Annotated in this window: 18 protein-coding genes and 1 pseudogene; 6 read left to right on the top strand and 13 right to left on the bottom strand. The window is 69.5% G+C overall.

Features of this window, described 5'->3' with window-relative positions; all coding sequences use genetic code 11:
- The first annotated feature begins 44 nt into the window (after positions 1-44).
- Positions 45-5,129: a hypothetical protein gene (locus EFL95_RS00325; RefSeq protein WP_123232078.1), complete on the top strand. Its 5,085-nt coding sequence runs from the start codon at positions 45-47 to the stop codon at positions 5,127-5,129.
- Positions 5,130-5,198: 69 nt separating this feature from the next.
- On the opposite strand, the gene EFL95_RS00320 is transcribed toward EFL95_RS00325, so the two are convergent.
- Complete coding sequence (locus EFL95_RS00320) at positions 5,199-6,326, bottom strand: discoidin domain-containing protein (RefSeq protein ID WP_123232077.1); 1,128 nt, start codon at positions 6,324-6,326, stop codon at positions 5,199-5,201.
- Between the two features lie 44 nt (positions 6,327-6,370).
- Between EFL95_RS00320 and EFL95_RS00315 the strand changes: the two genes are divergently transcribed.
- The gene (locus tag EFL95_RS00315) at positions 6,371-6,829 is read left to right on the top strand and encodes a hypothetical protein (protein WP_148044923.1); all 459 of its coding nucleotides are present in this window, start codon (positions 6,371-6,373) and stop codon (positions 6,827-6,829) included.
- 362 nt (positions 6,830-7,191) lie between these two features.
- Here the strand turns inward: EFL95_RS00315 and EFL95_RS00305 are convergent, their stop codons facing one another.
- The 5 genes from EFL95_RS00305 to EFL95_RS00285 all read right to left on the bottom strand — a co-directional run bounded on the left by EFL95_RS00305 (position 7,192) and on the right by EFL95_RS00285 (position 12,463).
- On the bottom strand, positions 7,192-8,355 hold the full coding sequence (locus EFL95_RS00305; protein WP_123232074.1) for an ABC transporter ATP-binding protein: 1,164 nt from the start codon (positions 8,353-8,355) through the stop codon (positions 7,192-7,194).
- Between the two features lie 4 nt (positions 8,356-8,359).
- On the bottom strand, positions 8,360-9,187 hold the full coding sequence (locus tag EFL95_RS00300) for a carbohydrate ABC transporter permease (RefSeq protein WP_123232073.1): 828 nt from the start codon (positions 9,185-9,187) through the stop codon (positions 8,360-8,362).
- Positions 9,187-10,119 (bottom strand): carbohydrate ABC transporter permease, encoded by a 933-nt coding sequence (locus EFL95_RS00295; RefSeq protein ID WP_123232072.1) that lies wholly within the window; start codon positions 10,117-10,119, stop codon positions 9,187-9,189. The genes EFL95_RS00300 and EFL95_RS00295 overlap by 1 nt, the downstream gene beginning before the upstream one ends.
- On the bottom strand, positions 10,116-11,459 hold the full coding sequence (locus EFL95_RS00290) for an extracellular solute-binding protein (RefSeq protein ID WP_123232071.1): 1,344 nt from the start codon (positions 11,457-11,459) through the stop codon (positions 10,116-10,118). Before EFL95_RS00290 ends, EFL95_RS00295 begins: the two co-directional genes overlap by 4 nt.
- 62 nt (positions 11,460-11,521) lie before the next feature.
- Entirely contained in the window at positions 11,522-12,463 is a 942-nt protein-coding gene (locus EFL95_RS00285; RefSeq protein WP_123232070.1) for an alpha/beta fold hydrolase, read from the bottom strand.
- Between the two features lie 115 nt (positions 12,464-12,578).
- On the opposite strand from EFL95_RS00285, the gene EFL95_RS00280 reads away from it, so the two are divergent.
- Positions 12,579-13,451, top strand: a complete 873-nt coding sequence (locus tag EFL95_RS00280; RefSeq protein ID WP_148044922.1) for an esterase/lipase family protein — start codon at positions 12,579-12,581, stop codon at positions 13,449-13,451.
- Here EFL95_RS00280 and EFL95_RS00275 read toward each other — a convergent pair.
- Genes EFL95_RS00275 through EFL95_RS00265 form a run of 3 tightly spaced genes read right to left on the bottom strand, consistent with a single transcriptional unit; the run spans position 13,384 to position 15,786 of the window.
- Positions 13,384-14,292 (bottom strand): PfkB family carbohydrate kinase, encoded by a 909-nt coding sequence (locus tag EFL95_RS00275; protein ID WP_123232068.1) that lies wholly within the window; start codon positions 14,290-14,292, stop codon positions 13,384-13,386. The two genes, EFL95_RS00280 and EFL95_RS00275, sit on opposite strands and share 68 nt — an antisense overlap.
- Before the next feature lie 15 nt (positions 14,293-14,307).
- The gene (gene glpX / locus EFL95_RS00270) at positions 14,308-15,333 is read right to left on the bottom strand and encodes a class II fructose-bisphosphatase (RefSeq protein WP_123232067.1); all 1,026 of its coding nucleotides are present in this window, start codon (positions 15,331-15,333) and stop codon (positions 14,308-14,310) included.
- A gap of 48 nt (positions 15,334-15,381) precedes the next feature.
- Positions 15,382-15,786 carry a TOBE domain-containing protein gene (locus EFL95_RS00265; protein ID WP_123232066.1) on the bottom strand — a complete coding sequence of 135 codons (405 nt, stop codon included), beginning with the start codon at positions 15,784-15,786 and terminating at the stop codon, positions 15,382-15,384.
- Positions 15,787-15,831: 45 nt separating this feature from the next.
- On the opposite strand from EFL95_RS00265, the gene EFL95_RS00260 reads away from it, so the two are divergent.
- On the top strand, positions 15,832-16,395 hold the full coding sequence (locus EFL95_RS00260; protein ID WP_123232065.1) for a DUF4245 family protein: 564 nt from the start codon (positions 15,832-15,834) through the stop codon (positions 16,393-16,395).
- Here the strand turns inward: EFL95_RS00260 and EFL95_RS00255 are convergent.
- Together EFL95_RS00255 and xseA are read right to left on the bottom strand one after the other, a co-directional pair.
- On the bottom strand, positions 16,392-16,598 hold the full coding sequence (locus EFL95_RS00255; protein WP_123232064.1) for an exodeoxyribonuclease VII small subunit: 207 nt from the start codon (positions 16,596-16,598) through the stop codon (positions 16,392-16,394). The two genes, EFL95_RS00260 and EFL95_RS00255, sit on opposite strands and share 4 nt — an antisense overlap.
- Positions 16,598-17,845 (bottom strand): exodeoxyribonuclease VII large subunit, encoded by a 1,248-nt coding sequence (gene xseA, locus EFL95_RS00250; RefSeq protein ID WP_123232063.1) that lies wholly within the window; start codon positions 17,843-17,845, stop codon positions 16,598-16,600. The genes EFL95_RS00255 and xseA overlap by 1 nt, the downstream gene beginning before the upstream one ends.
- Positions 17,846-17,882: 37 nt before the next feature.
- Here xseA and EFL95_RS00245 point away from each other — a divergent pair, with 37 nt between their 5' ends.
- Together EFL95_RS00245 and EFL95_RS00240 are read left to right on the top strand one after the other, a co-directional pair.
- Positions 17,883-18,887 (top strand): 4-hydroxy-3-methylbut-2-enyl diphosphate reductase, encoded by a 1,005-nt coding sequence (locus tag EFL95_RS00245; RefSeq protein WP_342773168.1) that lies wholly within the window; start codon positions 17,883-17,885, stop codon positions 18,885-18,887.
- 19 nt (positions 18,888-18,906) lie between these two features.
- On the top strand, positions 18,907-19,527 hold the full coding sequence (locus EFL95_RS00240; protein ID WP_123232061.1) for an L-threonylcarbamoyladenylate synthase: 621 nt from the start codon (positions 18,907-18,909) through the stop codon (positions 19,525-19,527).
- Between the two features lie 47 nt (positions 19,528-19,574).
- On the opposite strand, the pseudogene EFL95_RS20100 reads toward EFL95_RS00240, so the two are convergent.
- A pseudogene (locus EFL95_RS20100) lies at positions 19,575-19,934 on the bottom strand (DUF6542 domain-containing protein); the annotation flags it as partial.
- 19 nt (positions 19,935-19,953) lie between these two features.
- Positions 19,954-21,024 carry a DNA recombination protein RmuC gene (locus EFL95_RS00230; protein WP_123232059.1) on the bottom strand — a complete coding sequence of 357 codons (1,071 nt, stop codon included), beginning with the start codon at positions 21,022-21,024 and terminating at the stop codon, positions 19,954-19,956.
- Positions 21,025-21,037: the final 13 nt, after the last annotated feature.

Below are 21,037 nucleotides of genomic sequence, written 5' to 3'. Positions count from 1 at the left end.
CGTTCGTCGGGGACGGCAGATCAATCTCGTGGGCAGGTGCGGGCATGCGTACTCATCGTTTCTTCGTCTCGGTTCTGGTCGCCGGCGCTCTGGTCGCCGCAGGCTTCATGAACCCCGGTCTGGCAGCAGCCACCACCAGCGCTGCGCAGACCGGCAGCGGTCTGTCCGTCTCCTGCGACTCGCCGCCGGACGACCCGGACGCGACTCCTGCCAACCGCGACCGGTTCGTGGAGCTGTGGTCCAAGCGGATGGCGGACCACGACTGGTTGCAGTCCTACGCGAACCTCAAGCAGACGCCGCAGGCGATCCTCGACGAGGGCTTCCACGCGATGAGCGAGAACGTCCAGGTCTGGCTCGACGCCTGCCTGCTCGACTCGATGGTCGCCAAGGCCGGCGAGACGTTGACCCCGCAGCAGCGCCAGCAGGACCTGCTCGGCACCCAGATGGTCATCTTCGGCCACGACCAGCTGAACCAGCTCCGCTCGGGTCTGGCCGACGAGGGCGCCAACGCCCCGGCCCCGCCGACGAGCACCCCGGGCAGCGCGCAGACCCAGCAGGACCTCGCGGACATGTCGCACGACCTGGTCTCCAAGCCGAGCTTCACCTCTGCGGACCAGCCGAAGGTCGACGCCCAGGCGCCCACCACGACCTCGACCGGCGTCGGCGGCTCGGTCTCCAGCACGCTGCGCTCGCTGATCAACAACGGCCAGGGCTCGACGACGACCGCGAAGATCAAGCCGGCAGCCGCGCCGACCATCGTCCCGGCCGGCCTCGAGCCGAACCCGATCACCAAGATCCCGCTCGTCCCGCTGATCCTGCAGGCGGTCAACTCGCTGCTGAAGCTGATCAGCCAGATCCAGGGCGTGCTGTTCACCCTGCCGGTGGTCAACATCCTGGCGTCGGCCTTCTACAAGATCTGCGCCGAGTCCGCGACGATGCCGCTCTCCTGCAGCATCTCGTTGCCGATCGGTGTTCCGATCCCGGCCGACGTCACCGGCGACGGTGTGCCCGACGTGCTCGGTGCGCTCTTCCCGGTCACCAACCTCAAGGACGTGGGCGCCAAGTTCCAGGTGACCCGTCTGCACAGCGCCCCGCTGCCGGCCCACGTCTTCGCGGTCTACGACACCCCGATCGTGAAGAAGCGGATCGAGGTCGGCTTCGACGGCCGCGCTTCCTCGCTCGCCTACAACCAGGGCGCCACCTTCACGCTGAAGAACATCGCCGCGGCGCTGACCGGTGACATCCAGGTCGGTGCGGTCGTGACGGCCTCGCAGCCGGGTCCGGTCGAGGCGCTGACCTTCGCGGTCAAGGACCTCGTCGGTGGCTCCGCCGGTGTCCCGGCCTCGGAGGAGAACCCGATGGCCGGCTCGGTGCAGATGAACCCGTTCCCGGAGAAGTTCACGGTGGACGCGCGCCTGACGCACACCAATGCGCAGGACGAGGACACCTTCAACGTGACCTCCACGGTGCCGACCACGGTCACCGCGCAGATCAACCAGAAGACGACCACGACCGCGCCGAAGAGCGACCGCACGTTCACCGCGCTCATCGACCAGCTGCCGACCTCGGTCACCGTCGACCTCGTCCACCAGGGTGAGAAGCAGAGCATCGACTACCAGGCCAATGCCGGCATCGGGCACGTCCAGGCGACCGACACCGCCACTCCGGACGTGAGCCACCCCGGCTCGTACACCCAGAGCCAGTACGACGTGTTCGGCGTCCCGACCCAGGTCCACGTCGACCTGCAGGGCGCGCAGGACATCAAGTACACGGCCAACGGGAACATCCCGACCGCGTCGTTCAACACCAAGACGCTGGCCGACAACGTGCTCCAGCAGCAGATCGACGCCGTGGTGCACCAGATCCCGAAGTCGATCCACGTCACCAACGTGACCACCCCGGACTCCCAGGCGATCACCTACGACGCGGACTCGAACCTCGGGGACATCAACCTCGGCATGTACGACAAGTCCGAGGCCGGTGACGAGACCAACCTGATCGCCAAGGCCGTCAGCATCCCGACCCACCTCGGGTTCTCGATGACCAAGAGCACCGGGGTCTACGACCTCTCCGCCAACCACGGCATCGGGCTGATCCAGGCCTCGCTGACCCGCAACGGCGGCGCGATCATCCCGCACACCGGGGACCACGCCACCGTGCTCAAGCAGGGCACCAAGCTCGGCCTGGACTTCCAGCTCACCGGGTTCCAGTCCGCCCACTTCGACGGTCACCAGAAGACCGACGTGTCCCTGGGCCTCGACCCCGGCGGCCAGCCGTTCGACGCGATCGCCGACCTGGACGACCCGAACGTGCTCGCCACGGCGCACATCGCCGCGCTGCCCTCGAGCGTGCACGTGGTCTTCGACCCGGACAACGGACACGCGACGTACACCGCGTCCAGCGTGATCCCGGAGATGGACGCCAGCTTCGACGACCGTGCGGCGAACATGCACGGCGACGCGACGCTGACCGACCTGCCGAAGAACATCGACCTGCTGTTCAACACGACGGGTGCGACGCCGTCGGCGACCTACAGCGCCGACTCGCGCCTGGGCTCGATCGTGCTGAACTACCTGGAGAAGCCGGGCGGTCTGGCGATCCACGGCGAGATCCAGGACCTGCCGAAATACATGAAGGTCGGCGGCCTGAACCCGCTGGTCTTCGACGCCCGCACCGGTCCCGGTGACGCCCCGGCGTCCTCGGACATCGGCCGGATCCTGTTCCAGTTCGGGACCGACGGATCGTTCGCCAGCCCGGCGACCACCGACGACCACGCCTACCTGGACACCAACCTGACCGACTCCACGCACGCCGAGCTGCTCTACCACGGGCTCCGGTTCATCAGCGTGGACACCACGGCGCAGGCTCTGCACGTCCAGCTGAAGAACACCGCGCCGCGGCTGTTCCGGGCCTTCCTGACGACGCCGACGGTGAGCGCCACCGGCTTCATCGACAAGGTGCCGGCGGAGATCGACGTCCTCCAGCAGGGCAACAAGATCACCTACAGCGCCAGCAGCGTCATCGACGAGATCGGTCTCGACGCGACCGACCACGACGGTGACCACGTCGCGGTGGACATCACCGACGTGCCGGCCACGATCGCGGTGACCTTCGACGGGGCGAACTCCCAGCTCGACTGGGCGGCCTCCTCGGTCGCCGGCGGGTTCTCCGCCCAGGCGCACCTGGTTCCGGCCACCATCGGCGGGACCCGGGCGTTCGACGCGGGCCTGACGATCGCCGACATCCCAACCGCCTGGCACGCGAGCTGGGCCGACGGGGACGTCGAGTTCGTCACCAACGGCACCGGCATCGGCTCGATCGACGCGAAGGTCACGAACCACACGCTCGTGCACTCGCTGGGCGGTGACCACCTGAACGCGTTCTTCGACGAGCCGAACGGCGACCTGGACGCGAGCCTGCACATCAGCAACCTGCAGACGATCAGCTACCAGAAGCTGACCGACTCCGGGCCGGGCGGCTTCGAGGCCAAGCTGAACATGGGCAACCACGGCCAACTGAACTTCGGTGCCGACGTCGTCCTCAACACCGGTGACCGGGCCTCCGTGTCCGGAAGCTTCACGCACCTGCCCTCGCAGATCGACCTGAAGAGCGACGGCGGGCGGATCACCTACACCGGTGACGACAACCCGACGCTGACGCTCTCGGTGGCGGCGGCGCAGTCGCTGACCGCGCTGAACAACACGCCGGACCCGAGCTTCATCCACGGCGTCGCGGTGCGCGACGGCGCGGACGGCTCCAAGCGCGGTGTCCGGGCGAAGCTGTTCATCACCGGTCTGCCGGACAGCCTGGACCTGAACTCGCCGGCCGGTACCTACGAGGTGAACGGGTTCCACCCGACCAACGCCACGCTGGGTGTCGACGCGAAGCTGACCACCCTGGCCGACCAGCCGCTCACCCTGGAGCTCTCCCAGGTGGTGCCGACGGCCAGCCCGGTCAACTTCAAGTTCGGTCCGTTCCTGTCCAGCACCACCGGCGGGACCCACAACCTGAGCATCACCTACACGTCCAACCAGGACCTGGGTGCGCTCACGGCTGAGGCGACCTACGGGAACACCGACGACGCCAAGCTCGAGATCAGCGAGATCCCGAAGTCCATCAACGTCACCGCGTCCCTGGGCGACACCAAGGACGTCGGGGTCACGATGAACCACGGCATCAGCGACATCACGGCGTCGTACAAGCACGTGGGCGACCTGGACTTCGCGGCGTCGGTGCACCTGCACGACGTGCCGAGTGCGGTGAACCTGCACCTGGGTCGCGAGACGGCGCCGGACGGCAGCGTCTCGACCCCGGACTTCACCTTCACCGCCAGCCAGCCCGGCCTGGACATCGATGCCACCGCGACCGCGGCCATCACCAGCCCGGCTGACATCAACGCGGCCGCCGACCTGGCGATCACGAACATGGGCAGCACGGTGACCGGTCAGCTCGACGGGACCACGCTGAAGATCAACTCGAACCCGAAGACGGATTCGTTCAAGCTCGGCGCATCGGGTGCGATCCACCTCGACGTCGACCTCGGCTTCAGCGCCGGCCCGATGGAGAACACCGGAAACCTCGGGGTCAACATCGACATCCACAAGCTGACCCTCGGGTTCGAGAACGCCAGCAACCTGCAGCTCGACCTGGGCATCACGACAGGTCTGAAGGGCGACTTCACCGACTTCACCTTCGGGATCGACAGTCAGACGAAGATCGACCTGAAGGACAAGGTCCACGTGGTGTTCGAGAACTTCATCCAGGACATCGACATCGACATCTTCGACATCGACGTGCACGTGAACCTGGGGAACGTGATCGACCACTTCCGGGTCGCCTCGAACCGCAAGGACGTGATCTTCGGTCTCCGGTTGGTGGACATCCTGGTGGGCTACTGCGACTTCGAGGTCTCCGCGCGACCGCACGCCGAGTTCAGCACCACGGGCTCGGAGCTCCACCTGGGTACTCCGCTGGACGACGGGACGAACCCGCCGGCCTGGCTGATCACCCCGGACCCGAACTTCCTCGGGGTGAGCGTGCCGGACTTCATCGTCGACATCGTCATGTACTTCACGTCGCCGTACGGGAACGAGCTCGGCGCCGGCGTGGGGTGCCACAGCAGGGTCTAGGACTGGGGTGACGTAGGGAACGGCGCGGGCCTTCGGGTCCGCGCCGTTCCTGTTCCCGCCCGGAGCCTGCTACCAGACGGAGAGCTCGGAGGAGAGGCTCTGGTCCAGCCCCGAGGGCGAGCGCAGCCGGACGTAGCGGGCGCGCTGGTTGCCCGGGACCTTCGTGGCGACCGCGGTGCCGCTGCTGGTCGCCACGGTGCTGAACGTGCGGCCGTCGGTGGAGATCTCGACGAGCACCTGACCGGTGAAGCCGCGACCGACGACCAGGGAGACCGGACGGACGCTGCCCAGGTCGACCACGGCTCCGGTGACGACCGCGCCGTTGCCCGAGATCAGCCGCGCTGCGTTGTCGAGGTCGCCGTCCGTGGCCGCGCATCGGGAGAACGCGCCGTCCTTGGCCGGCGCCGTGCCGGTGACCGCAGCACAGCGCTTGCCGCGCGACGGCGGGGCGCCGGCGGTCGCGCGGACCGCGAGCTTCTTGGACAGGTAGTAGCCGCGCACGGTCCCGGTCCCGGTGCCGCCCGGCAGCACCGTGGCGGCACCGACCGCGACGGAGCCGTCGCGGTCCTCGAGCAGCCGCGGATCCAGGGTGGCGCTGCGCCCGGTCGCCGTCTGCGTCCACAGCGCCGACTGACCGCGCGCGGCGAACAGCTGAGCGGAGTACGACGCCTTGCGGCCGGCGGCGGAGGGGAGCCGGGTCCAGCCCACCCGGATGCCACCGCCGGACTGGCTGACGTGCGGGGCGAGGTTGACCAGGCGCGCCGTCGGCAGCTGGATCGCGGTCTCCTTGGCGCTGAAGCTGACGGTGGTGCTGGTCGTACCGCCCGAGGAGAAGACGACGTTCAGGGTCGCCTCGGTGCCGAGGCTGCCCTGGGTGTCCTCGCCCTTGAGGTCGAAGTGGTAGCGGCCCCGGTCGTCGGTGGTGGCGGTCCGGGCCTTGTGGCAGATGTCCGGGGCATCGCCCTTGGGGAGCAGGCAGACGGTGCCCAGCGACCCCAGCGCGAGGATGCCGCCGAACAGCACGCCGCCGATGTCGGCCTGCTTGAACAGCAGCACCTTCGTGTTCGCCAGGGGCTGTCCGGCCGCGTTCAGGGCCGTCCCGGAGACGACCACGGAGGCGTTCGGATCCACCTTCGAGAAGGAACATCCGGTGGCGAGGACGGAGAGGGACGCAACGACCGCCGAGACCCTGCGCATGACTGCTAACTTAGACCAACTTCGTCCGAGCCAGGAGGCTTGAAATGCGAGTTCGTGCGGGCATTCTCGTGGTGGTTCTGGCAGCGGCCCTGACCGGCTGCGGGGGCGGCGGTGACAAGAAGGACGCCGACAAGACGCCCGGTGCCGCGAACACCCGGTTGAGCACCCCGACGTCCAAGGTCACCGAGGTCACCCTGGACTGCGCGAAGTACGCCGACACCGCCCAGAAGATCGCCGAAGCGCAGCAGGAGCTGTACGCCGGCAGCGGCGGCTCGACCGAGGCCCTGGACACCCTGAAGTCGCGGATGGACGCCCTGAAGGACGGCGCGCCGGACAACGTCAAGGCGGCCATCGACGAGCTGAACCAGGCGTTCGAGAAGGTCCAGCAGATCATCGCCAACCCGACCACCGAGGCGCAGCAGGAGCTCGCCCAGATGGGGCCGAAGCTGGCGACGGACGGTCAGACCATCACGACGTACATCGTCAGCCAGTGCAAGAAGTGAGCTGAGGCTCCGGCTACGGCCCGCCGACGAGATCGTAGCCCCAGGAGTCCGAACCTCGCTTCACCCACAGGACTGTGTTCGTCCGGTCGCAATGGTCACCGGCCGGTACGAAGACCTCGGCCCGCACGCTGCCTGCCACCGTATGGCGTCCGCACCGGACGGCGTCCGACGGGACACGCTCGGGATCCCCCTGGTGGTAGTCGCGTCCATGGAAATGGATCCGGTCGAGAGAAGCTGTCCGATTACTGATCCAGACGGCGAGGACGACGCCTAGGACGAGAGCCGTGATGACGACGGCGCTGCGAGCGCGCATGGAGACCTCCAGGGACCACACACTAGCGGCGGCGATCCTGGGAGATCGGTTACGTGCTCAACGTCAGGTTCTCGCCCGTCGCCGGGTCGAACAGGTGCACCTCGCTGGAGTCGACCCAGATCTCGGCGTCCTCGCCCTTGGCGATGGTGCTGTTGGCGTCGAGCCCGATGACGAGCTGGGTGCGGATCGACTCGCCGTCCAGGTCGCGCTCCAGCTCGGCCAGCTGGTCGGCGACGTCGGGGGAGGCCTCGAACGGCACGTAGGCGTAGGCCTCGTGGCCGAGCCACTCCACGACGTCGACGTGCGCGGTGAACGTCGCGCCCTTCGCCTTCGTCTGCGCGTCGAGGACGGCGGCGTCGTTGAAGTGCTCGGGTCGGATGCCGGCGATGATCACGCCGCGCCCCTCGGCCTTCGCCGCCTTGTCCTTCGGCAGCGTGACGCTGCCGAACGGCAGCTCGAGCTGGTCGCCGTTGACCTGGGCGGGCAGGAAGTTCATCGGCGGTGAGCCGATGAAGCCGGCGACGAACAGGTTCACCGGCTGGGTGTAGAGCTCGCGCGGCGTCGCCAGCTGCTGCAGCACCCCGCGCCGCAGCACGGCAACGCGGTCGCCGAGGGTCATCGCCTCGGTCTGGTCGTGGGTGACGTAGACGGTGGTGATGCCCAGCCGTTTCTGGAGCCGGGCGATCTCGGTGCGCATCTGGCCGCGCAGCTTGGCGTCGAGGTTGGAGAGCGGCTCGTCGAAGAGGAATGCGTCGGCGTCGCGGACGATCGCGCGTCCCATCGCGACCCGCTGCCGCTGACCGCCCGAGAGGTTGCCGGGTTTGCGCTGGAGGTGCTCGTCGAGCTCGAGGGTCTTGCTCGCGTCGCGCACCTTCGACTCGACCTCGGACTCGGGTCGACCGGCCAGGCGCAGCGGGAAGGCGATGTTCTCGAAGACGGACAGGTGCGGGTACAGCGCGTAGTTCTGGAACACCATCGCGAGGTTGCGGTCCCGCGGAGCCAGGGCGTTCACGCGCTTGCCGCCGATCACCATGTCGCCCGAGGTGATGTCCTCCAGGCCGACGATCATCCGCAGCAGGGTGGACTTCCCGCAGCCGGACGGCCCGACCAGGATCATGAACTCGCCGTCCTCGACGTCGATGCTGACGTCGTTCACGGCCGGGAACCCGTCGCCGTACTTCTTGACGATGTTCCTCATCTCGATGGCGGCCATCGACTCACCCCTTCACTGCGCCGGAGGTCAGGCCGGCGACGATCTTGCGCTGGAACAGCAGGACGAGAATGACGACGGGCACGGTCACCACGACCGAGGCCGTCGCCAGCTGGGAGTACGGCGGGTTGAACTGGTCCGCGCCGACGAAGTAGGCCATTTGGGCCGGCACCGTGCGCGAGGCCGTCGTGGAGGTGAGCGAGATCGCCAGCACGAACTCGTTCCAGGCGAAGAAGAAGGTCAGGATCGCGGCGGTGAAGACGCCCGGTGCAGCCAGCGGCACGATCACCTTGCGGAACGCCTGCCACGCGGTGGCGCCGTCGACCTGGGCCGCCTGCTCCATCTCCCACGGGATCTCCCGGAAGAACGCCGACAAGGTCCAGATCGAGAGCGGCAGCGTGAACGACATGTAGGGGATCACCAGGCCGGGCCAGGTGTTGAACAGGTGGAAGGTGCGCCACATGTCGAACAACGGGCCGACGAGCGAGACCACCGGGAACATCGCGATCGCCAGCGCGAGCGAGAGCACCGCACGCTTGCCGCGGAAGTCCAGCCGCGCGATGGCGTACGCCGCCAGCGTGGCCAGCACCACCGAGAGGAAGGTCGCCGAGAGCGCGATGCCCGCCGAGTTCAGCAGCGCCCGGGTGAAGTCGGGGTTGTCGATGATGTCCTTGTAGTTCTGGGTGGTCCACGCCTTGGGGAAGAACTGGGGGCTGCCCGCCGTGGTCTCGGCCGCGGACTTGAACGACAGCGACACGATCCAGACGACGGGCAGCAGGCACCAGGCCATGATCAGCACGAAGCCGACCCAGGTCCCCAGCCAGTTCTTGCGCATCACGCCTCACCCCTCGCCTGGGCCAGGTCGACCTTGAACATGCGGACGATCAGGTAGGCCAGGCCCAGCACGGTGAGGAACAGCAGCACCGAGAGCGCGGAGCCCATCCCGAGCTGCATCTGCTCGATCACCTGGCGGTAGGTCAGGAACGAGGACGACTCGGTGTTCTGCGCACCGCGGGTCATCACGAAGATGTTGTCGAAGATGCGGAACGCGTCGAGCGCGCGGAACAGCACCGCGACCATGATCGCCGCCCGCATGTTCGGCAGGATCACCTTGAACAGGCGCTGGAACCAGGTGGCGCCGTCGACCTTGGCAGCCTCGATCATGTCCTCGGAGACCTGCGAGAGCCCGGCGAGCAGCAGCAGCGACATGAACGGCGTCGTCTTCCAGATCTCCGAGACCATGATCGCGGTCATCGCGTGCCAGTGGTCGCCGAACCAGTTGGTGTCCGGGTTGATGAACGGCAGCCAGTCGAACCAGCTGTTGATGTAGCCGTTGTTGATCGAGAACGTGAACTGCCAGGCGAAGGCGGAGACGACGGTGATGATCCCGTAGGGGATCAGGATCGAGGTCCGCATCACGCCGCGGGCGAAGACGATGCGGTGCATGACCATCGCGAACGCGAACCCGATGACCAGCTCGATCGACACCGTGACGACCATGATGATGACGGTGTTCAGGGTGTCCTTCCAGAACAGCGGGTCGGACAGGATCGTCCCGTAGTTGCCGAGGAACACGAACGAGCGGTCGTCCGGGGTGGTCAGCCGGTAGCGGAAGCCGGACAGGTAGAGCGCGCGCAGCATCGGCCAGGCGGTGACCAGCAGCATGATCACCACTGCGGGGGCCACCAAGCGCTGGCCGAGCCGGTTCTCCGCGACGGCGCGGTCGCTGTCGTCGCGCACCGCAGGTCGCTGCAGCAACGTCGTCACAGCAGGCTCCTTCCCTTGAGCACGTCCTCGACGAAGGACGCCGACTTCTTCGGGGTGTCCTGGTTCACCGACTTGGGGGAGTGCCAGGTCGACTGCAACGCCCCGGAGATGTCGCTCCAGTAGGGGGTGGCCGGCCGCGGCCCCGCGTTGTCGACGCTGTCCTGGAAGAGGCGGAGCAGGTCGGCCGGGTAGGCCTTCTGCAGTGCCGGGTAGCGGTAACCCGCCGCGCTGGCGGGCATGTTCCCGGTGAGGTCGGCGTTGATGCCCTGGCTCTTCGCGTCGACGATGCAGGCGGCTGCCTTCATGGCCTCGTCGGGATGGCTGGAGTACTTGCTGACGCCGATCCCGATGCCGCCGTACGGGGGCTTGGAGGGCTGGCCGGCGACGGTGGCCGGGTACCGGGTCCAGCCCAGGTTCGCGAAGTCCTTCTTGGTGATCCCGCCCTCGGCGGGGCTCTTGGACGTCAGACCTTTCTCGTTGGAGTAGACGAACGTCCAGTTCACCAGGAAGCCGCCCGCGTTCTTGACGATCTTCCCGCCCTTGGCCGGGTAGAGGTACGGCAGCACCGTGCCTTCGTTGGAGACCGACAGATCAGGTTCCGCGGCGGTGGACCCGGACAGCTTCTGGATCACTCCGGCTGCCTTCCGAGCGGCGTCCGAGTCGACGTCGACCCTGGCATCGGCACCCTTGGATGCCTGGGCGATCAGGTCGCCGCCGGCGCCGGCGATCAGTGCGTTGATCCAGACGACGTAGCCCTCGTACTTGTTCGCCTGGACGCCGACCTTGGTGCTGGCGCTCCCCGCCTGCGCGTTGAGCTTGGTGGCGGCGTTGATGATCTGCGCCCAGGTGACCGGCTTGGTCATGTCGAGGCCGGCGGCCGAGGCGGCGTCCTTGCGGTACCAGAGCACCTGGGTGTTCGACCAGAACGGGAGCACGACCAGCCGGCCGTTCCAGGTCGAGGCGTCGTAGGCGCCCTTGAACGACTGCTCCTTGAGCGTGGCCTGGAGGGCGTCGGGGATCTTGGCCAGGAAGCCGGCGTTCGCGAACTCGGCGTTGAACACCGGGTCCAGGCTCATCAGGTCGATGCCCGAGTCGTGCGCCGCCAGTCGGCGGGCCAGCTGGATGCGCTGCTGGCCCGCGTCCTGGGGCAGAACCTGGTTCTTGATCTTCACGTGCGGGGTCGAGCACCGCTTCGCGACCGCGGCCTGGCCGCCCGGATCCGGGTTCGTGTACCAGGTCAGCGTGATCGCGCCGTTGTCGCTGCCGCAGGCAGCGAGCAGCGGAAGCAGCACCGTCGCTGCTGCCGCACCTGCGAGAACGCGCAGGGGTGAGTGAGGCATGCGTTCCTCCCGAGAACCACTTGTCTCTTGCCCGGGAGGGCGCAGTGTTCAAACCCCGGCGGCTACTTCGCCCGGTCCGCGGTCGCCCGGATGACCTCGGTGTAGGTGCCCCACAGCCCGGTCGGCAGGTCGTGGCCCATGCCCGGGATCAGCAGCAGGTTGGCGCCGCGCAGCGCCTGTGCGGTGGCGCGTCCGCCGGACGGGTGCACCATCCGGTCGTCCATGCCGTGGATGACCGCGGCGGGCAGGTTGAGCTCGCGCAGCCGCGGGGCGCGGTCCTTCTGCGAGAGCACGGCCAGCATGTGCCGCAGGACCCCGGAGCCGGACAGTCCTCGGCGGTGGGTGACCTCGGCCCGGGCGCGCGCCTCCTCGACGGGCTCCGGGTAACCGGGGGAGCCGATGAGGGCGCCCATCTTGGCGGCTGCGGCGACGTACTCCTCGAGCTCGCTGCCCTTCGCGGCGAGCATCGCCGGCAGGATCCGGGGGTCCTGCCAGCCGACCGTGCGGCGGCCGGTGGTCGACATGATCGAGACCAGGGACCGCACCCGTTCCGGGTGGGCGATCGCCATCTCCTGGGCGATCATCCCGCCCATGGAGACGCCGGTGACGTTCGCGCTGGCGAGCCCGAGGTGGTCGAGCAGCCCGAACCCGTCGGCGGCCATGTCCTCGAGCCGGTACGGCGCACCGGTGCGGCGGCCGAGGAAGGCCTGCACGATCATCGGTCGGGTGACGCGGCCCTGGATCCGGGTGGAGCGGCCGGTGTCGCGGTTGTCGTACCGGATCACGTAGAAGCCGGCGCGCGCGAGCTCGGTGCACAGCCCGTCCGGCCACCAGGTCATCGGCCCGCCGAGGCCCATCACCAGCAGCAGCGGGTCCGCGTCCGGGTCCCCGAAGGTCTGGTAGCACAGCTCGACGCCGGGGCTGACCGGTGCGAACAGCTCGCCGCTGACCGCGACCTCCTGGGTCGGCTCATCAGCCTGTCGACGGGAACGGGTACGCGGCATCAGGGATTCCTTCGGTACTTATCGGACACGTGCAATCCAACAGCATTCCCGACGCGCGTGACGAAATCAGTTGAGTTCCGTTAGTGGAACTGTGGTTTCCGTTACGTTCGGCACCGTGAACTCACCGATGGGCGATTTCCTGCGCCCCGAGGGCTACGCCGGTCCTCAGGGCCTGCGGGCGTTGTCCCGCGAGGGCAGCGTCGTGGCCGAGGCCGCCCGGTACGTCGTCCGTGCCCGGGCCGACCGACGGGCCCGAGCCGCGCAGCCGTACGCCGGCCACCACCGCCCGGCCTCGGTCGAGCCGGTGCTCCTGGTCCCGGGGTTCATGGCCGGGGACGGCACCCTGGCCGGCATGGCCCGGATGCTGCGCGGAGCCGGCTACCGGACCTACCGCTCGCACATCCACGTGAACTCCGGCTGCACCCGTGAGGCCGCCGACCGCCTCGAGCGCCGGATCGAGTCGATCGTGCTGCGCCGCGGCCGCAAGGTCAGCATCGTCGGGCACAGTCTCGGCGGGATGCTCGCCCGTGGGCTGGCCGCCCGCCGACCGGACCTCATCCACGGCATCGTCTCGATGGGCAGCCCGATCCTGGCTCCGGCCGCGGTGCACGACATCCTCGCCTGGGACGCCGAGATGCTGACCCGGCTCACCCGCGCCGGCTTCGGCGGACTGATGAGCGAGGACTGCATCGCCGGCGACTGCGCCCGGGCCAGCTTCGAGGAGACCCACGCGCCGCTCGACCCGGAGGTCGGGTTCACCGCGATCTACTCCAAGCGCGACGGGATCGTCGACTGGCGGGCCTGCATCGACCCGGCCGCGATCCCGGTCGAGGTGCGCGCCAGCCACGTCGGGATGGCCATCGACCCGCTGGTCTTCGACGCCGTCCGGCACGCGCTGGAGGGCCAGCGCATCGAACGCATCAACCGGGCCAGCCTGGCCGGAGCTGACTCCGCGACGGCGGTGCTGCTCCCGGTCGGCCGCAGCTGAGCGCGGCGACCTCGGCCGCAGCCGTCAGCAGGCGGCGCAGCCGGTCCTGCTCGCGCGGGATCCCCGCGCCGAAGTCGCCGAACGACCCGGTCTCGAGAAGCACCGCGAGCACCGCGGCGGTGAACGCGTCGCCGGCGCCGATGGTGTCGACCACCGCGACCGGGGTGACCGGGACCTCGACGACCAGGAGACCGTCCGCGGTCTCGACGTAACCGACCGCGCCGTCCGCGCCGCGGGTCCGGATCACCAGCTCGGTGCGCTCGCCGCCGAGCAGCGACCGGGCGATGTCGTCCGGGTCGGCCCCGGGATGCAGCAGGGCGATGTCCTGGTCGCTGATCTTCACCAGGTGCGAGCGGTCGGCCAGCGACTCCACGTCACGCCAGGCCTGGTCGGCGCCGCCCGGCAACGGTTCGCGCACGTTCGGGTCGTAGCTGACGAAGACGTCCCGCGCCCAGGCCTGCTCGACCAGGTCCAGGACGCTCATCCGACCGGGTTCGAGCACGGTGCCAAGCGAGCCGACGTGCAGCGCGTCGCAGTCGGGGAGCACCTGGTGGGGGAGCGTCCAGGCCAGGTCCAGGTCGTAGGCCGGCTCGCCGTCGGTGAACCGCACGGCTGCGGTCGCGCTCGCCCGTCCGGTCGTCGCTGCGACCAGCTCGACGTCGTGCTCGTGCAGGTAGGTGCGGATCGACGCCGCCCGGGCATCGTTGCCGAGCTCGGTGATCAGGACCGTCGGGGTCTCGAGGTGCCCGAGGGCGACCGCGACGTTCAGCGGGGAGCCGCCGACGGACTCGGTGCCGTCAGGGCCGATGTCGACAAGGGCCTCGCCGGCGACGACGATCACGCCGGCTGACCGACCTCAGCGCTCGAAGTCGACGTTCGCGTACGCAGCAAGCTTGGAGAGCTTGTGGTCGCTGATGATCTCGCGGATCGTGCCGCTGCGGCTGCGCATCACCAGCGAGTGCGTGGAGGCGCCGCCGGCGCGGTAGCGGACGCCCTTCATGAGCTCGCCGTCGGTGATGCCGGTGGCCACGAAGAAGCAGTCGTCGCCCTTGACCAGGTCGTCGGTGTAGAGGACCCGGTCCAGCTCCAGGCCGGCCGCCTCGGCCCGCTCGCGCTCGGCGTCGGTCGTCGGCCAGAGCTTGCCCTGGATGACGCCGTCGAGGCACTTCATCGCGCAGGCGGTGATGATGCCCTCCGGCGTGCCGCCGATGCCGAGCAGCAGGTCGACGCCGGTCTCGGCCCGGGCGGCCATGATGGCGCCGGCCACGTCGCCGTCGGTGATGAACTTGATGCGGGCGCCGGTGTCGCGGATCTCCTTGGCGAGGTCCTCGTGGCGCGGGCGGTCCAGCAGCACCACGGTCACGTCCTCGGGCTTGCCGCCCTTGGCCTTCGCGACCTGGTGGATGTTCTCGGCGACCGGGTAGCGGATGTCGACGACGTCGGCCGCCTCCGGGCCGGTGACGAGCTTCTCCATGTAGAACACGGCGCTCGGGTCGTACATCGAGCCGCGCGGGGAGACGGCGAGCACCGAGACGGCGTTGGCCATGCCCTTGGCGGTCAGCGTGGTGCCGTCGATCGGGTCGACCGCGACGTCGCACTCCGGGCCTTCCCCGTCGCCGACCTCCTCGCCGTTGTAGAGCATCGGGGCGTTGTCCTTCTCGCCCTCGCCGATGACCACGGTGCCGCGCATGCCGACGGTCGAGATCAGCGTCCGCATCGCGTTCACCGCGACGCCGTCGGCCCCGTTCTTGTCGCCGCGTCCCACCCAGCGGCCGGCTGCCATCGCGGCCGCCTCGGTGACCCGGACCAGCTCCAGAGCAAGGTTCCGGTCCGGTCCGGAAGGAGCCGGGACGAGCGGGTCAGGCAGGTGGGATTCCGACATGGGGCTGATCGTATCGGTCGTGCGCGGTGCGCCCCGAGGCAACACGGTTCACGGACGCTCCAGGACCACGTTCGTCGACTTGATCGAGGCGATCGCCCTGGCTCCGGGCACCAGGCCGAGCTCGTCGGCCGCGTCCGCCGACATCAGCGAGACGATCCGGTGCGGCCCGCAGATCATCTCGACCTGGGCCATCACCGTGTCCTTCTTCACCGCGACGACGATCCCCGAGAGCCGGTTGCGGGCGCTGACCGAGGAGGCCCGCAGGCCCTCGCGGTCCGGGCTGGTCGCCAGGGACTCGGCGAGCGCGGCCAGCGCTGCGCCGTCGACCTCGGAGGGCCCGCCGTCGGTGATCGCTTCGAGCCGGCCCTGATCGATCCAGCGGCGCACGGTGTCGTCGCTCACCCCGAGCAGCTCGGCGGCCTCGGAGATCCGGTAGCGGTGGGAGCCTGTCACCGGGTCAGTCTCTCGTACCCGAACCCCTCCTGGGAGGATGACGCCATGGTCACCGAAGCCGAGGCGCGCCGCATCCGGCCGATGATGAGCGGCATCGTCGCTCTCGCGGTCGCGCTGGTCACCGCGATCGGCTGGTACTACATCGGTCGTCCCGACGAGAGCCAGCAGCCGGTGCAGACCGTCGAGTGGCAGCCGTGGGTGAAGGCGGGCAAGGCCGACCACAAGCTGTTGATGCTCGCGCCGAGCGCGCTGCCGGAGGGCTGGCGGGCCACGTCGGCCAACTACGTCTCCGGGGTCAGCCCGCACTGGCACCTGGGCATGCTGACCGGCACCGGCAAGTTCGTCGGCGTCGACGAGGCCCGCGACACCGTGGCCGACATGGTCGAGACCTACGTCGACGCCAACGCCGTGAAGGGCGACGACGTCGAGATCAACGGACTGCGTTGGCAGACCTGGACCGACGACGGTGGCGACTACGCGCTGGTGCAGACCTTCGTCGGTCCGGACGGCAACCAGGAGAACGTGGTCGTCGTCGGCAGCGCTGCGGACGCGCAGATCCGTGCGTTCGTCGCCTCGTTGAACATCGCGCAGGTCGCGAAGGCGCGCTAGTCCTCGTCCCCGTCGCCGATGACGGCGTCGAGCCGGGCTCGGGCTCCGTCGAGCGCGGCCTGGCAGATCGTGGCGAGCTCTTCGCCGCGCTCCCACAACGCGAGGGACTCAGCCAGGCTGGTGCCGCCCTGCTCGAGGTTGCGGACCACCTCGATGAGCTCCTCGCGCGCCTGCTCGTAGGTGAGCTCACTCTTCTCGGCCATCAGGACTCCTCGTGGGGCAGGGGCAGGGGGATCGCTTCGACCTCGGTCACGTCGGCACCGATGCGGCCGTCCGCGACCCGGATGGTGATCGTGGATCCGGCGGTGACACCGTCCACGCTGCTGACGTGCTGACCGTCGGCGTCCGAGAGCACGGCGTAGCCGCGGTTCAGGGTCGCCAGCGGGGACAGCGCCCGGACCCGGGCGATGCTGTGCTCGAGGTCGTCACCGGCACGGTCCAGGACGTGGCCGAGGACCCGGCGGCTGCGCTCGCGCAGCGCCAGCACCTCCTCGCCGCGGGAGACCAGGTCGTTGCGCGGGTCGGCCATGCTCGGCCGGCTGCGCATCGAGTCCAGGTGCTGCTGCTCGCGGGCCAGGAAGGTGAGCACCGTCCGGCGGATCCGCTCACGGGCCTGGCGCACCCGCTGCTGCTCCTCGGCGACGTCGGGCACGACCCGCTTGGCGGCGTCGGTCGGGGTCGAGGCGCGCAGGTCGGCGACCAGGTCGAGCAGCGGGGAGTCCGGCTCGTGCCCGATCGCGGAGACGACGGGGGTGGTGGCCGCGGCGACCGCGCGGACCAGCGCCTCGTCGGAGAACGGCAGCAGGTCCTCCACCGAGCCGCCACCGCGGGCGATGACGATCACGTCGACGGCGGGGTCGCGGTCCAGGGCGCCGAGCGACTCGATGACCTGGGCCGCTGCGTTCGGGCCCTGCATGGCGGCGTACCGGATCTCGAAGGCGACACCCGGCCAACGGCGCCGGGCGTTCTCGACCACGTCCTTCTCGGCCGCGGAGTCCTTGGCCGTGACCAGGCCGATGCGACCCGGCAGGAACGGCAGCGGCCGCTTCAGGTCCTGGCTGAAGAGACCTTCGGCGGCGAGCAGCTGACGACGGCGCTCGAGCCTGGCCAGCAGCTCACCCTCGCCGACCAGGCGCAGCTCGCGGACCTGGAGGGAGAGGGAGCCGCGGTTCGGGTAGACGACCGGCTTGGCGTGCGCGATCACCTGGGCGCCGTTGACCAGCGGGGTGGGCAGCGAGTCGACGACCGCGCGCGGGCAGGTCAGCTGCACCGAGACGTCGGCCAGCTTGTCGCGCAGGGTGAGGAAGTCGGTGTTGGAGTTGGCGGGCCTGTTCAGCTGGACGACCTGGCCCTCGACCCAGACGGCGCCGAGCCGGTCGACCCAGCCGCTGATCAGGCTGACGACCTGACGGACCGGGACGGGTGTCTCCGGTGAGGTCTCCAGCGCCATGACTGGCACCCTAATGTGCCCCGATAGCATGGGGGCCATGGACACCGACCTGGCGATGCCGCGCGTCCTCGACGAGGCCGAGCGTGCCGTGCTGCTGGCCGCCCCGCGCGGCTACTGCGCGGGCGTCGACCGTGCGGTGATCACCGTCGAGAAGGCGCTCGACCTGTACGGCGCCCCGGTGTACGTGCGCAAGCAGATCGTGCACAACAAGCACGTGGTGGCGAACCTGGAGTCGCGCGGTGCGATCTTCGTCGAGGAGCTCGACGAGGTCCCGGCCGGCCAGACGGTGGTGTTCTCCGCGCACGGCGTCTCCCCGGCGGTGCACGCCGAGGCCGCCGAGCGCGAGCTCAAGACGATCGACGCGACCTGCCCGCTGGTGACCAAGGTGCACCACGAGGCGAAGCGCTTCGCCGCCGACGACTACGACATCCTGCTGATCGGTCACGAGGGTCACGAGGAGGTCGAGGGCACCGCCGGCGAGGCCCCCGAGCACATCCAGCTCGTCCAGGGGCCCGAGGACGTGCCGAACATCGTGGTGCGCGACCCGAAGCGGGTCGCCTGGCTGTCCCAGACCACGCTGTCGGTCGACGAGACCATGGCGACCGTCAACGCGATCCGGGAGCGCTTCCCCGATCTGCTGGACCCGCCGAGCGACGACATCTGCTACGCCACCCAGAACCGCCAGCTGGCGGTCAAGGAGATCAGCGGCGAGGCGGACCTGGTGATCGTGGTCGGTTCGGCGAACTCCTCCAACAGCGTCCGGCTCGCCGAGGTCGCCCTGGAGGCCGGCGCCAAGACGGCGTACCGGGTCGACGACGCCGGCGAGATCGACGAGGCCTGGCTCGAGGGCGTCGAGCGGGTCAGCGTGACCTCGGGTGCCTCGGTGCCCGAGGAGCTGGTCGAGGGCGTGCTCGGCTTTCTCGCCGACCGCGGCTACCCGGACGCCCGGGCGGTGCACACGGCCGAGGAGTCGCTGATCTTCGCGCTGCCGCCGGAGCTGCGCAAGGACATGCGCGCCGCCGAGAAGGCCGCCCAGTCCTAACCGTCACCCCACCTCCACCATGGCCAGATATCTCGACGTCCACCCGGTCGACCCGCAGCCTCGGCTGATCGGTCAAGCCGTGGCGATGCTGCGCGAGGACGGGCTGATCGCCTACCCGACCGACTCCGGCTACGCCCTCGGCATCCAGCTCGGCAACCGCGACGGGCTGGAGCGGATCAAGACCATCCGGCAGCTCGACGACAAGCACCACTTCACGCTGGTGTGCCGCGACTTCGCCCAGCTCGGGCAGCTGGTGCACATCGACAACGCGGCCTTCCGGGCGATCAAGGCGGCGACACCCGGGCCCTACACCTTCATCCTCCCGGCGACGGGCGAGGTCCCGAAGCGCCTGATGCACCCGAAGAAGCGCACGGTCGGCGTGCGGATCCCCGACAACGCGCTCGTGCAGGCACTCCTCGCCGAGCTGGGTGAACCGATCCTGTCCTCGACGCTGATCCTGCCGGGGGAGACCGAGCCGATGACCGAGGGCTGGGTCGTCCAGGACGAGCTCGGTCACATGTTGGACGCGGTCATCGACTCCGGTGAGTGCGGCTCGTCCTCGACCACGGTCGTCGACTTCACCTCGGGCTCGCCCGAGGTCACCAGGTACGGCGCCGGCGACGCCTCGCGGTTCGAGTAGTCCTCGTCGAGGACGGTCTCGACCTCGGGGCGGTTCAGCACCCGGTGGCGCACCGCCAGCACGACGAGCAGGCCGCCGTGTGCGACCAGCAAGCCCCCGGAGTGGTGGGCCAGGCCGGAGATGACCGACTGGATCAGCCCGTCACCGGCGGGGGCGATCGCCGAGCGGTGGACGACGCCGAGGGCGGTGCAGATGCCGAGGAGCAGCATCGGCGGGAGCACGCCGACCCGGAAGAACTCGTCCGGCCGGATCGCCAGGGCGATCCCCAGGCAGAGCAGCACGAAGCCGATGTCGAAGACGGTGCCGAGACCGCCGCCGAGACCGAGGTCGACCGAGACCAGCACGACGCACGCAAAGACCGAGAACCGCGTGACCCGAGTGCCGGACCAGCGGCCTTCTTCCCACACCGTGGGTGCGCTCACCCGTTCACCGTAGGTCGGCGTGACGCTCCAGCCGGGGAGGCACGCCGTCGAGCAGCTCGACGGCGCTCAGCGGGCGCGGAGCCTCCTCGACCGGGCTGGGCGAGGGCAGCGGGTCGTCCAGGTCGGCGACGTCGCGGAAGTGCCGCGCGGTGACCAGGACACGGCTCTCGATCGAGCCGACCGCGCTGTTGTAGGACTCCACGCTGCTGCGCAGCGAGCGTCCCAGCTTGTCGAGGTGCTGGCCGACGGTGCCGAGCCGCGAGTACAGCTCGCGGCCGAGCTGGTGGATCTCGCGGGTCCGCTCGGCGAGCGTCTCGGTGGTCCAGCCGTGCGCCACCGTGCGGAGCAGGGCGATCAGGGTGGTCGGCGTCGCCAGCACGACGTTGCGCGAGGCGGCGTACTCCAGCAGCTCGGGTTCGGCCTCGAGCGCGGCGGAGAGGAACGACTCAGCCGGCACGAACAGCACCACGAACTCTGGGGTACTCGGCAGCGCGCGCCAGTACGCCTTGCCGGCCAGCTGGTCGACGTGGCTGCGCAGCTGGCGTGCGTGCTGGGCCAGACGGGCCTGCTGCTCCTCGGGGTCCTCGCAGGCCAGCGCGTCCAGGTAGGCCGCCAGCGGCACCTTCGCGTCCACGACCACGCTCTTGCCGCCGGCCAGCCGGACCACGACGTCGGGGCGCTGGACGCCCTCGGCGCCGACCAGGTGCACCTGCTGGTCGAAGTCGCAGTGCTCGACCATCCCGGCGAGCTCGACGGCCCGGCGCAGGTGCAGCTCGCCCCACTGGCCGCGCACCTGCGGCTTGCGCAGCGCGGTGGCCAGGGCGGAGGTCTCCCGCCGCAGGGTGTCGGTGGAGTGCCGGACCTCGTCGACCTGCTGGTGCAGGGTGCTCTGCCAGGAGACCCGCTGGTGCTCCAGGTCGCGCATCCGGTCGTGCAGGCGGTCGAGGCCGTCGCGGATCAACGTGGTGTCGACGTCGGTCGTCATCGCCGGGGTGCGGCGCACCCAGACGAAGGTGGCGGCGCACCCGGCGAGCGCACCGATGACCAGCGTCAGCAGGGGAAGCAACGTGTTCATGTGATCGAGCGTT

Source organism: Nocardioides marmorisolisilvae, from assembly GCF_003725775.1.
Taxonomy (GTDB): Bacteria; Actinomycetota; Actinomycetes; order Propionibacteriales; family Nocardioidaceae; genus Marmoricola; species Marmoricola marmorisolisilvae.
The sequence above is the reverse complement of the archived record's forward strand: the minus strand, read 5'-3'. Positions and strand labels throughout refer to the sequence as shown.